Raw genomic sequence first — 13,125 nt, forward strand, 5'->3', positions numbered from 1 at the left:
CATATAATTATGAGAACTAGGATATTATTAGCAGGCGTATTGGCATTAAGCTTATCTGCCTGTAAAAAAAGCTTTATAGAATTAGTACCGAAAACGACTGTAACCGAGGCAACTTTCTTTAGAACTGCCGATGATTATACCCAGGCGGTTGTAGGCTCATATGTACCACTGCGCAGCATCACCAACGATGCTTATGTGATGGGCGAAATGCGGTCAGACAATGCTACTTATTTTGCCAGCCCCGGCTTGCAGGGCGGCCAGTTTAGCGATAAATGGAACATTTCGGGCTTTTTGGATATCGCGATCAATATGAACGGCACCAATAAATACGCCAGCTGTTATGTTGGCATAGCCCGTACCAATGCCATATTAGACCGAATAGATGCATCAACAATAGATGCTGCCGTAAAAGCTAATTTAAAAGGGCAGGCACAGTTTCTGCGCGCTTATTATTACTTTGAACTGGTGCAGTATTTTGGTGGCGTACCTTTGCATTTAAAGGAGGTAAGTTCAGTAGCCGAAACTGCCCTGCCACGCTCATCTGCAGATGATGTATACAAACAGATCATAGCTGATGCAACAAGCGCGGCAAGTTTATTGCCCGCAAAACAAACTACATTAGGCATGGTAACGCAGGGTTCTGCAAAAACATTGCTGGGTTACGTTTACATGACGCTTAAACGCTACCCCGAAGCCGAAACTGCATTAACAGATGTAACTAAGCTTGGCTACAGTTTAGTGCCTAACTATGCCAATATATTCGCATCCCGCAATACGGCTGAATCTATTTTCGAGGTGCAGTATTTAGAAGGTCCACAAGGGCAGCAGGGTAATTTTGCGTTTCAGTTTGCGCCTAATATTTCAAATGTTAAAAACATTTTAGGCCCATCTGGCGACAATAAGACTACCGGCGGATGGAATAAGCCCACCCCAAATCTGATTGCAGCTTATGAAACCGGCGATACCCGTAAAAATGCGTCTATCGGCTTCAGCTATATAGACGGAGATGGTAACACGGTAACCGATACTTATTGCAAAAAATACACACACGGGCCGTATGCAAACTTTAATAATACCGGCGATGACTGGATAATTTATCGTTATGCAGACGTATTGCTCCTACTTGCCGAATGTTTGAACGAACAAGGCAAAGCCGGCCAGGCAATACCCTACCTTAACCAGGTAAGATCACGCGCGGGGCTGGCAGCAACGATAGCTGCAAACCAAGCCGATCTGCGGGTCGCGATTGCAAAGGAACGCCGTGTTGAGCTTGCATTTGAAAATCACCGCTGGCTTGATCTGGTACGTACCGGCCAGGCCATTAGCGTGATGACTGCCTTTGGGGCAACCATTAAAACACAGCAGCCATACCTGCCTGCAAACGCTTACACAAATATTACCCAAAACAGGTTAATATTTCCGCTGCCGCAAAGTGAGCTGGATATTAACAAGCAGTTGACACAAAATCCGGGCTATTAATAACTCAATACATATCATAACTTGCAACCCGTTGAACAAAAAATGTTTAACGGGTTGTGTGTTAATTAAATTTTAAGGGATGCAGAAGGCTACGATGTTTATTTTTTTGGTTTTGGCGGGACTCGGTTCATCCGCACAAACGTTGGTACATCAGTTAAAATGCGATTATCGCAAACAACCGTTAGGGATAGATAACCCGCGGCCTGTTTTACAATGGGCACTACAAGCTAATCGGCGCAATAGTGTACAAAAGGCCTACCGGGTATTGGTGGCCGACGACTCTGCCTTGTTAGCTAATAACACCGGTAACGTCTGGGATACCAAAAAGGTAAACTCCGCCCAATCCATCCAAATAAGCTACGCCGGTAAAACGCTACAGGCAGCAAAAACCTACTATTGGAAGGTGATGGTATGGGATAATTATGGTAACGCCACTGCATGGAGCAATGCAGGCAAATGGCAAATGGGCCTGTTAGCCAAAACCGACTGGAAAGCCGCGCAATGGATCGGCTATGAAAAAATGCCCGATTCGCTGCACATCGTACCAGCCACTGATAACCCCGGCGACAAAAGATGGAATACCGGCAAAGATGTGTTGCCACTGATGCGTAAAGAATTTCAGGTGGGTAAAACCATTAAAAAGGCCACCATTTTTGTAACAGGGCTTGGCCAGTTCGAACTTAATATTAACGGCAAAAAAGTTGGGGATCATTTTTTAGACCCCGGCTGGACGCAGTATAGCAAACATGCTTTATATGTAACTTTCGATATCACTAACCGGCTGCAAAAGGGCAGCAATGTGCTGGGCGTGATGCTGGGTAACGGGTTTTATTTTGTACCCGGCGAGCGTTATCGTAAGCTAAAGGGTGCCTACGGCTTCCCAAAAATGATTTGCCGCACATTGATAGAATATACCGACGGCACCGAACAAAATATAGTAAGTGACAACACTTGGAAGACTGCCCCCGGCCCCGTTACTTTCTCCAGCATATACGGCGGCGAAGACTATAACGCCACCTTAGCGCAAAGCGGCTGGGACAAACCCGGTTTTAACGACAGCAAGTTTAAAAAAGCAGTGATTGTTGACGGGCCGCCGAGTTTGGAAGCCCAGCAAGAAGAGCCGCTTAAAATTTTCGATAAGTTTGATGTTAAAAAGATCACGCAGCCTAAACCGGGTGTATGGGTGTATGATATGGGGCAAAATGCGTCGGGTATCCCTATGATAACTGTAAAGGGTAAACGCGGCGCGGTGGTTAAGTTAACCCCCGCGGAGCTTATTGACAATAATGGCCTGGTATTGCAGGCGCCTGTAGGGGCACCGGTGTACTTCAACTATACCCTCAAAGGCGATGGGGTAGAAAAATGGCACCCGCAATTTATGTACTACGGTTTCAGATACATACAGGTAGAAGGTGCGGTACCGGTAAGGGAATCTAACGAGGGTGACCAACCGATTATAACGGAGATGGCAAGTTTGCATACTCGTAACAGTGCGGCTACCATAGGGTCGTTTAGCTGTTCTAACGAGTTGTTCAATAAAACTTTTACGCTGATAGACTGGGCCATAAGGAGTAATACCGCAAGTATATTTACCGATTGCCCTCACCGCGAAAAACTGGGCTGGCTGGAAGAGGCACACCTGGTGGGCAGCTCGATCCGCTATAATTATGATATTGCCTCTTTGTGCCGCAAGATCATTAAGGACATGATGAATGCGCAAACTCCCGAAGGGCTGATCCCTGATATTGCGCCGGAATACACACTATTTGGAGGCGGTTTCCGCGATTCGCCCGAGTGGGGGAGTAACGGCATCATTATGCCCTATTACGTTTATCAGTGGTATGGCGATAAACAGGTGCTGGAAGAAAGCTACAGTATGATGACCCGTTATGCAGCTTACCTGGAGAAAAAATCTAAAAACCATATCCTCTATTTTGGCCTCGGCGATTGGTATGATATCGGCCCAAAGGATCTTGGCCCATCCCAGTTAACGCCGGCAGGTATTACCAGCACGGCTATTTACTACTATGATCTAACCTTGTTAACCAAAATAGCACATATACTGGGTAAGGCTGATGATGAAAAGGCTTACCGGGCCTTGGGCGTTCAAGTTAGGGCGGCCTTTAATAAAACCTTTTACAATGCAGATAAGGGCCAGTATGGTACCGGCAGCCAGGCAGCTAATGCTATGGCGGTTTACATGGGCCTGGTAGAGGATGTTAACAAGAGTAAAGTAATAGATATGCTGGTGAAAGATATCCGCGCGCACAATAATGGTATTACAGCAGGCGATATCGGGTACCGTTACCTGCTGCGTGTGCTGGACGATGCAGGCCGGTCTGATGTTATTTTTGATATGAACAGCCGCTCGGATGTGCCGGGTTATGGTTACCAGATTGCCCAGGGTGCTACCTCTCTTACCGAATCATGGGCGGGCAACCGGATCTCGTCCAACAATCATTTTATGCTGGGCCACCTGATGGAATGGTTTTACAGCGGCTTAGGTGGCATCAGGGCCGATACCAGTGCCAATGCCTTTAAAAAGATCATTATCCGGCCGGAAATTGTTGGCGATGTAACACAAACAAAGGCCAGCTTCGAGTCGCCTTACGGCACGATAAGCAACGAGTGGCATAAAAAGGAAGGGCTTTTTGCGATGATCGTTAACATCCCGGTGAATACTACAGCGGTTGTTTACCTTCCCGCCGATAGAGGTAGCAAAATAGCCGAAAGCGGTAAGGACATCGCCGTAAATAAGGATATCAAACTATTGGGGTATGAAAACGGAAAGGCGATGGTTCAAACAGGATCAGGCACGTATAAGTTTACGGTAACACCTTAAGTAACAAATTAGCATTAACAACTACCCAGTAAAAAAGTGAAACGGCCGCCTTTTAAAGGCGGCCGTTTTGTTTAAAATATTTGCTGCAGCTCGTTAAAAGAACCTGACGGAGGCACTATTAGCAGCATTGCACAATAGCAATTTGGGTTTACAAAGGTTTACATAATTTGAAGAGTATTTGATCATAAATAAATGATAATCAATTATTTAATTTCGTATTGTCGTTTTGTATGTAAACCCAATTATTGCCCATTTTTTTGGCGGGCGATCACCAATGCCATATGTTTATTCGGGCCCGTATAGCTGCCATTCTAAAAGTACCGGTTCTTCAATTTTATTTTCGATCAGCAAGCGGAAGTACCGCGCTGTAACAGGTTTAAAACCGGTTATATAGCCACTGCCACCGGTTGTGTTTTTAAGGATGCTTACCCATTTTTCGCCTTGTTTGTACTGTAACTCCATCTCTTGTTTTTTATTCTCCCAGGGGTGCCATGGTTCATCTAAAATCAATGTGGAGATAGGTACAGGCTTTTGCAGGTCAATTTCCAGCCATGCTTTTTTGTCGCCTTTGGCTGCCTGCCAGCGCGTGAAACGGTTGCCGTCGGTAAGGTTTTGAGGGGCGTTAGTGCTGTCTTTTTGCGACGAGGCTATTACCTTTTTACCAGACCCCGGCGATGGGGCAACTTGTGGATGCCCGACAAATTGTAAAACCACTACCCGATCAATTGAATCGGCTGCATTGGCGGGTATAATTATTACGTTGCGCCCGTTTATCAGGCTAACCTTTAACGCGCGTTTAGCAGCATCTGCGAGCAAGTAGGCATGGCTTACCTTGTTTTTCATGGGTACCACTAACCGGCCATCTGCAGGATTGTCAAACACGTGCAGGTATAATTTTTGCCCCTTGCGCGTAGCTCGCCCCCACGAAAGATAGGGGAAGGGACTGGCGGTAGTGCCATAAATGGATTCTTTGTTAACCTTTAGCCATTTACCAACAGCTGCCAGCCTGTCTATACTGGGTTGTGGTATTTCGCCGCGTGCATTGGGGCCAACGTTCAATAACATGTTACCTCCTTTGCTCACAACATCCGCAAGGTTGCGGATAAGTGTTTGAGGGCTTTTCCAGTTCTCATCGTATGATTTATAACCCCAGGTATCGTTCATCGTCATACACGATTCCCAATTGCGGCCGGGGAAACCAGTTGCCGGTACAAATTGCTCGGGGGTTTCCGTATCGCCGTCAAAACCGCCGCCCAAACGGTTATTGGTGATGAGCGCCGGATAGTTTTTAATTACGGCTTCAAATTTTTCGGCACGGGGGCGGGTCATGTCCTGCGGGGTATCCCACCACAAAACGTCTATCCCCCCGTAATTTGACAGGATCTCTTTCACCTGCGGAACAGAAATTTTATCGATATAATCATCAAAGCTGCCATCTTGTGCTTTATCCCAGTGGCCGCCGCTCGCGGCCCCGCCGGGGTGGTGCCAATCTTGCGCCTGCGAGTAGTAAAGGCCTATTTTTAAGCCAGCTTTGTGGCAGGCGGCAATCAGCGGGCCGATAATATCCTTGCCATAAGGTGATGAATCTACAACGTCCCAATCGGTTACCTTAGAGTCGAACATTGCAAAGCCATCATGATGTTTAGCCGTGATAACAATGTATTTCATCCCTGCATCTTTAGCTATCCTCACCCAGGCTTCGGGGTCATATTTGTCGGGGTTGAACTGTTTGGCATATTGTTGATACTCGGCTACAGGGATTTTGGCGGTATTCATGATCCACTCGCCTATGCCTTTGATCTTTTTATCATGATAGGTGCCTGCGGGAACCGAGTACAGCCCCCAGTGAATAAACATGCCGAATTTATCGTGCTTCCACCAATTCATTTTAGGATCTGCTGGTGGCGCTACCGGCGTTTGGGCCTGTAAATTATTAATATAAAATAAACCGGCAAGTAGTATAATTAAAATCTTTTCCATGCATTTTTATTTTGTATCGTTTTGTTTCAGAGTAACAGGACCTATTAAACCGGAGTTGATCAGTGGAGAATCTTTGTTGAAATAATTCCAGGTGGTAAAACAGTATCGCCCTTTAGAGGGCCGCTGTTCATTCTTCAAAAACCAATCCGGGAACTGCTTTAAGTAGTCGCCCCCCCACTGCCCGTGCAACCATTCGCAGTCGGCAGGCTCCTGTTCGTCGCCAATTAAGCGGTTGGCCCATACGTTTGTCACCTCAATAATAAGTTTGTTGTTTTTGGCTTTCAGGATCCCGGCAGGGACGTTAACGCCCCAGGGTGCTGTCCAAACCACGCCCAGGTCGGTACCATTAATCTTTACCCGCGCCAGGTGTTTCACCTCTCCCAAGTCAAGGTAGTAAGTTTCTTTACTACTATTGTTCACCTTACCCACCAGATCAAATGTTTTGGTATACACCGCTGTACCACTGTAATATTTAATGCCGGGGGTAGTGCTTTTGGTCCAGTCTTGCAACGATGTAAAGACTACAGGCTGCGCCGGGCCACCCCATTTGGCATCAAAACTTACCAACCAGGAACCATCGATATTTTGCACTGCTTTTTTGGATGGAAAGTTATTTGCCACAGAAACCGGAGCCACCGCCTTTTTGCGGAAAACAACGAAAAAACTTTGGGCATCATCAAAATTCAGGGTAATGCTGGTGCGGCCCATATCGCTGTTAAAATTGGGCAGGCTGCGCATCGTTTTGGTTACCGGGTCCCATAATTCGGGCTGCATACCGGCTACTTTAAAGCTGCAGGTTGCAGTGATGGGCTGGTGCGCCGTATTCGCCACAAAATATATATCCGTTTTGCCATCTGTACGGTGGATATGTTTTAACACACTGCCGGCCTGCGCGCCTGCTATGCGCACATCGTCTTTATCTGGGGCGGCTATCCTGCCCCATTGCAGCAGGGCCTGGCAGCGCTGCCAGTAATCAACTAAGGCCTTGCCGGGTTCCCACCAGGTTTGCGTGCGGTCAAAGTGGGTGCCCCATTGCCCCATGGTTAAGCCCGGCAGGTATTTGGCATCCCAGGGCTGTTGCACAAAGCGGTGCAGTATCAGCCGGTTCACGCCTTCGCAAAAAGCGGCATCGCCCATTGGTTTGATCCAGGCCGGGGTTTCGTCCCACTTACTGTCTTTCGGGTCGCCTGTAAAAGCTTCTGCCTCTACAATATTTTGGCCCGATTTTCGGAGCGCCTGTACCGTTGGTTCCAATTCGTATGGCGAGTATTTGCCGCCGTGCGTCCAAAATTCGGTCATTACCTTATCTACCATGGGCATAATTTCGTCTTGCCGCCAAGGGCCACCATAAGGCTCACACAAAAACTGCAGTTTGGCGGCATGTACTTTTCTTACAATTGTTTTAAAGTAAATGTCGCGGTACAGGTCTTTAACAGTAGCATCAAAATCACGGACGAATTTTAAAGAGTCCGACTTATTATCGCAAACTACCCTGCCCGCAAAAGTAGCCAGGTAAGGCATTACACTATATCCCCGGCGTTTTAAAAATTCTTTAGGCATTAGCGGTGTCCAGGTAGGGGTGCCCGCCTCATAGCTGTCAAAGTGTAAATGGGTGAAGCCCGTGCCAATCAAATCGCCAATGTGGTTTTGTATTTCGCCAATTACATGGTCAAGATGAAAATCAATAGCCTGCTGGCTCATTTTATCGCATTCTAAACCAGTGGCCTGCCACTGCGCGGGCTGTATAAGCGTACCTGATGTGGTGTGGCCAAAACGGTAAATAACCCAGTTACCCGCAGGGGCATCCCAGCTTAAGCTGCCGTCGGGCTGCATGTTTTTAGACAAGTCTATCACCTGGCTGGTCAAAACCGTGCCCTTTGCGGGCATAGCCAATACGGTAATATCTTTATAATAGGTTTGCCGGGCTGGTACATCGGGTATTTCGGCCAAGCCGGTTTTTGGATTGTGAATAGGCCAGGGGGTATGCCCGCGTAACGCGACTTTTGGGCGGCTCAGCGTTAAGGCAACATGGCTATTGCCGCTTACAGGCGTTGCCGACCAGCATACTTCCTGCATTGATAATTCGGGCGAGATCCAGGGGCCGCCGCTCGACTCGTACCCGGGGCCATTGTACATGCCGAAATCCATCCCCAAACGTTTAGATTCCTCTGCGGCGTAACGTACCATTTTCCACCATGGCTCTGTCCAGGAGATGATCTCGGGCGTAGGCCCGTTCGCTATCGAACCGGCCCAGGGGGTGGTTACATCGGCCAGGCTAAACATGGTAGTACGGTTAAAGCCTTCCTTTTTCAGGGCTTCTAAATCCTTCCTTATCCCGGCCTTGCTCAAGTTAGATCCCATCCACATCCACAATACGCCCGGTTTGGCGGCAGGCGGCGGGTTTAAAAATTGATAGGCAGGGTCAGCCTCAACGCTTTGACGAACGGGCTTTTTAACCTGCGCGGCGGCAAAATTTAAAAAAAGCAGGCAAAATGGTAGCAATGCCAGGCGGGATGGGTTCATAGTAATTGTTTTAACGATATAAGTTAAGTGTGTGCAAACGGAACATCCCGCGCACCTTGTTTATAATTATTTGCTTACCGGATCCAGCTTCATTACAAAACCCCCGGTTTTATTCATGTTGACAATTACCGATGCACCGGCGGCTATTTTTGAATTTGTGATAACCACGTTTGCTTGTACAGCCGGCATATCTTTAAGCGTGGTAAGCGCGTATTTTCCTTTCTTTAAAAATGATAGCGGGATGCTGATAGTCTTCGGTTCACTCTTTCCGTTTAGGCCTGCAATAAACCAGGTAGTGCCCTTGCGCCTTGCAAAAAGGGCCAGGTCGCCAATTTTACTTTGGGGCAAAACAATGGTTTCATCCCAGGTTGGCGGGATCTGCTGGATCATTAGTTTGCAGGGGTTATCTAAAATGCTTTGCGGATCGGCCCCCAGGCACATCAGGGGCGATGTGAATACCACCATGGTCGCTACATGGTGCGCCCAGGTAACCTCGCCCATCCTTTTACCAAAGTGGATAGGGGTAAAGTCGGCAGGGCCGGCCAGGAAACGGGTAAATGGTAAGGTAACGTTACCTGGTGCCCATGGCGGGCTGTTTTCTAACCCACGGATGGCTTCGCGGGTTAATTCGTTTGGCCAGGTACGGTTTTGGCCGGTTGGTTTATTGGCCCCATGAAAGTCCATCATCAACTGGTATTCGGCAGCATCTTTCAGCGCAACCTGGTAAAAGTCATTGATCTCCTGGGCTTCCGAGTCAAAAAAATCAACTTTTAAACCGGCAATACCCAGTTCTTTACATTTTTTAAAGAAATCGCGGCGTTTTTCGGGCGTGTTAATTCCCGGTATGCCGGCCCTGTCCGGATAGGCTTTCCACACCCATATTTTAACGCCCTTTTTGGCCGAGTAATCTACCAATTCTTTCATCAGGTCCCATTTGTCCCTGTCGCCGTCTTTCCAGTTGCCCCAACCTTCGTCCACTAAGTTATATTCAAAACCCAGTTCGGCGGCCAGGTCACTAAAATGCTTCATATTGCCGGAGGTGATCGCTTGCTTTTCTGCCAGCCATGACCATACGCTTTTGCCCGGTTTAACCCATGTGGTGAGGTTGCCCTGCGGAAACAAAGTGGCATCTGGCGCTTTAGAAACATTGGTTACGATATCGCAATTAACCAGCGAGTTAAGATCGGCACCGATCTCGACGATCCGCCACGGAGAATCGAAGTCCCCGGTTTTTTTAGTGTCGCCGGTGAGGTTGGCCGTAAAACCATTATTGCCGGATGCGATAAGCGACATGCCAGCAAAGTCGATTAACCCGCCCTCTGTTATGGCTGCATAACCTTTATTGCCGGCGAATTGCAGCGTGGCTGGCGGGCCTGCTAAATCACCTGCCTTAAAATCAGCTATATTTTTTTGGCTGTAGGATCCTTCGTAATATTTGATGTTGGCTTGCGACCAAACGGTAGTACCCTCCGGGATATTAAATTGGGTGAGGTCTTTACTGATTACTGCTTCGCCTTTATTGGCAATGCTATATTTAAAGGCTATCCCATTATTATAAGCCCTTACATCAAGCGTCAAAGGGGTTTCATTGGAGATAACTTGAACTGTCTTGCCATTGCAATGGTCAACAGCCGTACTGTGCACGCCATTGATGCCATAGGTTTGGTTTACGGCGTAGTTTTTTACCGTACCGAATTGTTGGGCATTGCCAATAGTTTCACGGTTAACAACCAGGCCCATAGCAGAGGAAAGAATAACCGGGTTATTTTTATAGGTAACCGTATAATTGAGCATCTGATTAACCAGAAACACCTTGATCCTTACTTGTCCGTCCGGGCTTGCTACAACGATGGTTTTTGTGCCCTGTGCATTTACAGCAGCCGGGTTAAACAATACTGATATACTTAATAGTAGCATCAGCAGGCGTAAATAAAAGGTAGTAGCTGGTTTGGCGTAAAGTTTACTCATGTTTATTGCAGTTAGGTTTGCATGATACGCCTGGTACAAGCAGGCCGTTTATAGTGTTTTTTAGGTTTTTCAAATGCAGGTGTATCAATAACGCTTTCCATGAGGCAACTCAGGTCCGCATACTTTTGGTCGGGATATCGCCACGTTCAAAATTCGCAACATTTATAATATGATCAATCAGGTTAGCTTATGAACAGAAGTTCAAAGCGTTTTTGGTTATATATTCAAACTTAGCACTATCTGCTTCAACGCGATTATCCAATTTGATAAATGATTTATACTTTATGGCATTTAAAAGGTGTGGTTTGGTTAAATTAGAATTTAATGTTAGTTTTATTGAGAACGTACGGCAGCTTTAAACAGCATCATTGAAGCCTGCGGAACCAATTATTAGCATGAGTGATTATTGTAAATACCTGCCTGTAAATCAGGATGACGAGGCATGGGGTTTAACCATCCTTAACGCCGGGTACACGCATATTTTAAAGTCAAGCAGCTATCCAAGCAGAGAACACCCTAAAAGCTATTACTTTACCTGGAAAAACGGCAGAGTGCTGCACGAGTATCAGATCATATATATTACCCAGGGCGAAGGAGTCTTCGAATCTGAAAATTGTAAATTAACCCGGGTTAAAGAGGGCTCTGTAATTATCTTGTTCCCTAATGAAAGGCATAGGTATAAACCAGACCCGGATACCGGCTGGCACGAGTACTGGATAGGGTTGAACGGGCCCATTATAGATAATTTGATAGCTAATAAATTTTTCAGCGTACAAAAACCTGTGTTGGATATCGGCCTTAAAGATTCGGTTTTTAACCTGTTTACAGATATTATTGAAAAGACAAAAAGCGAACGGCCGGGTTACCAGCCGCTGATTGCCGGCGCAACCTTGCATTTATTGGGTATCCTTCATTCCGAGCTTACCCAGGCTTCGTTTGAAGGCGAAAGCAACATTCAGCTGATCATTGAGAAGGCCCGGTTTTTACTCCGCGATCATATGAACCAAAACTCGCCCCCTGAGGATATTGCCAGGGAATTGCAGGTGGGATATTCCTGGTTCAGAAAGCAATTTAAAAAATACACGGGCCTGGCACCAAACCAATATCTTATCCAATTGAAGATACAGCACTCGAAAGAGTTGTTATTAAGCCCCGAAAACTCTGTTAAAAGCGTAGCTTATTTATTGAATTTTGATTCGGTACCGTACTTCTCTAAATTGTTTAAGATCAAAACCGGCTTAACACCGCAGGAATACCGCAACATTGCCCTTAAAAAGTACGACAAATAGGGAAGTAAATATTAATCACTCCCGAAACTCACCATCGCCTTTATTACACCATTAGCCGGATTTAACCAGCTTTCAAATTTATCGGCCACTTCATTAAATTTAACCCTGTTTGTAATATAATTCTCCGGGTTTATCCGGCCATTTATTATAGCCGCTATTACCTGTTCAAAATCTTCACGAGTGGCGTTACGACTGCTCATGAGCGTAGCCTCGCGTTTATGGAATTCGGGGTGACTTACAATTAACTCTCCCTTTTGCAATCCCACCAACACATACCGCCCGCCGTGCGCCAGGTAATTGAAGCCATTATTAATGGCCTTTTGGCTGCCCGTGGCATCAATTACCACGGTAGGCATATCGCCACCTGTTAGTTCCTGTAACCTGCTGATCATATCATCGGTTTTTACATTAATAGTAAATTCAACTTTTATCTTTTCGCTGCAAAAAAGTAATCTTTTACTGTTTGTATCGGCAGCAATAACGCGCCCCCCCGCCATTTGGGCAAATTCCATAATACCTAAACCAATGGGCCCGGCACCCACAACCAGCACAAATTCACCTTTTTGTATCCCGGCCCTGCGCACACCATGTGCGCCAATGGCCAATGGTTCTACCAAGGCCAGCTGATCATACCCCAGGCCATCGCCCTTAACCAGTAGGCGCGCAGGTACCTGCATATATTCGGCCATGCCGCCGTCGGTATGTACGCCGCAAACCTGTATGCTTACACAGCAATTTGGTTTGCCCAACCGGCAGGCTATGCAGTGCCCGCAATTATAATAGGGGATAAAGGTTACTGCTTCACCCCTTTCAAAACCTTCGGCCCCGCCGGTATCGATTAATTCGCCCGAAAGCTCATGCCCTAAAATGCGGGGATAGCTAAAGTAGGGTTGCGTACCTTCAAAGGCGTGCAGGTCGGTGCCGCAAATGCCTATTCGTTTAATTTTTATAAGGGCGTTACCGGACAACAGCTCGGGCATATCGGCAACGCCGTATGTCAATTGCCCCGGTTTTATACAAGTTAATATCTTCATTTAAGATGTT

At 46.8% G+C, this 13,125-nt stretch carries 7 protein-coding genes; 3 read left to right on the forward strand and 4 right to left on the reverse strand.

Annotated elements, in window-relative coordinates; all coding sequences use genetic code 11:
- The first annotated feature begins 9 nt into the window (after positions 1–9).
- Together IDJ76_RS09790 and IDJ76_RS09795 are read left to right on the forward strand one after the other, a co-directional pair.
- Positions 10–1,479: a RagB/SusD family nutrient uptake outer membrane protein gene (locus IDJ76_RS09790; RefSeq protein ID WP_191163116.1), complete on the forward strand. Its 1,470-nt coding sequence runs from the start codon at positions 10–12 to the stop codon at positions 1,477–1,479.
- 79 nt (positions 1,480–1,558) lie between these two features.
- A complete protein-coding gene (locus IDJ76_RS09795; protein WP_191163117.1) occupies positions 1,559–4,321 on the forward strand; it encodes a family 78 glycoside hydrolase catalytic domain in 2,763 nt (920 codons plus the stop codon).
- 285 nt (positions 4,322–4,606) lie between these two features.
- Here the strand turns inward: IDJ76_RS09795 and IDJ76_RS09800 are convergent, their stop codons facing one another.
- The 3 genes from IDJ76_RS09800 to IDJ76_RS09810 all read right to left on the reverse strand — a co-directional run bounded on the left by IDJ76_RS09800 (position 4,607) and on the right by IDJ76_RS09810 (position 10,792).
- The gene (locus IDJ76_RS09800; protein ID WP_191163118.1) at positions 4,607–6,301 is read right to left on the reverse strand and encodes an alpha-L-fucosidase; all 1,695 of its coding nucleotides are present in this window, start codon (positions 6,299–6,301) and stop codon (positions 4,607–4,609) included.
- A gap of 6 nt (positions 6,302–6,307) precedes the next feature.
- Positions 6,308–8,824, reverse strand: coding sequence for a glycosyl hydrolase (locus IDJ76_RS09805; protein ID WP_191163119.1), 2,517 nt, complete (start codon positions 8,822–8,824; stop codon positions 6,308–6,310).
- 66 nt (positions 8,825–8,890) lie between these two features.
- On the reverse strand, positions 8,891–10,792 hold the full coding sequence (locus IDJ76_RS09810; RefSeq protein ID WP_191163120.1) for a glycoside hydrolase family 97 protein: 1,902 nt from the start codon (positions 10,790–10,792) through the stop codon (positions 8,891–8,893).
- A gap of 395 nt (positions 10,793–11,187) precedes the next feature.
- Between IDJ76_RS09810 and IDJ76_RS09815 the strand changes: the two genes are divergently transcribed.
- The gene (locus IDJ76_RS09815) at positions 11,188–12,081 is read left to right on the forward strand and encodes an AraC family transcriptional regulator (protein WP_191163121.1); all 894 of its coding nucleotides are present in this window, start codon (positions 11,188–11,190) and stop codon (positions 12,079–12,081) included.
- Between the two features lie 11 nt (positions 12,082–12,092).
- Here the strand turns inward: IDJ76_RS09815 and IDJ76_RS09820 are convergent, their stop codons facing one another.
- Positions 12,093–13,115, reverse strand: a complete 1,023-nt coding sequence (locus IDJ76_RS09820; RefSeq protein ID WP_191163122.1) for a zinc-binding alcohol dehydrogenase family protein — start codon at positions 13,113–13,115, stop codon at positions 12,093–12,095.
- Between the last annotated feature and the right edge of the window lie 10 nt (positions 13,116–13,125).

Source organism: Mucilaginibacter glaciei (assembly GCF_014773245.1).
Classification (GTDB): Bacteria; Bacteroidota; Bacteroidia; order Sphingobacteriales; family Sphingobacteriaceae; genus Mucilaginibacter; species Mucilaginibacter glaciei.

Bases quoted from the DNA above. Each gene is read 5' to 3' on its own strand.
- IDJ76_RS09790 (WP_191163116.1), top strand. From the start codon at position 10: ATGAGAACTAGGATATTATTAGCAGGCGTATTGGCATTAAGCTTATCT.
- IDJ76_RS09795 (WP_191163117.1), top strand. From the start codon at position 1,559: ATGCAGAAGGCTACGATGTTTATTTTTTTGGTTTTGGCGGGACTCGGT.
- IDJ76_RS09800 (WP_191163118.1), bottom strand. From the start codon at position 6,301: ATGGAAAAGATTTTAATTATACTACTTGCCGGTTTATTTTATATTAAT.
- IDJ76_RS09805 (WP_191163119.1), bottom strand. From the start codon at position 8,824: ATGAACCCATCCCGCCTGGCATTGCTACCATTTTGCCTGCTTTTTTTA.
- IDJ76_RS09810 (WP_191163120.1), bottom strand. From the start codon at position 10,792: ATGAGTAAACTTTACGCCAAACCAGCTACTACCTTTTATTTACGCCTG.
- IDJ76_RS09815 (WP_191163121.1), top strand. From the start codon at position 11,188: ATGAGTGATTATTGTAAATACCTGCCTGTAAATCAGGATGACGAGGCA.
- IDJ76_RS09820 (WP_191163122.1), bottom strand. From the start codon at position 13,115: ATGAAGATATTAACTTGTATAAAACCGGGGCAATTGACATACGGCGTT.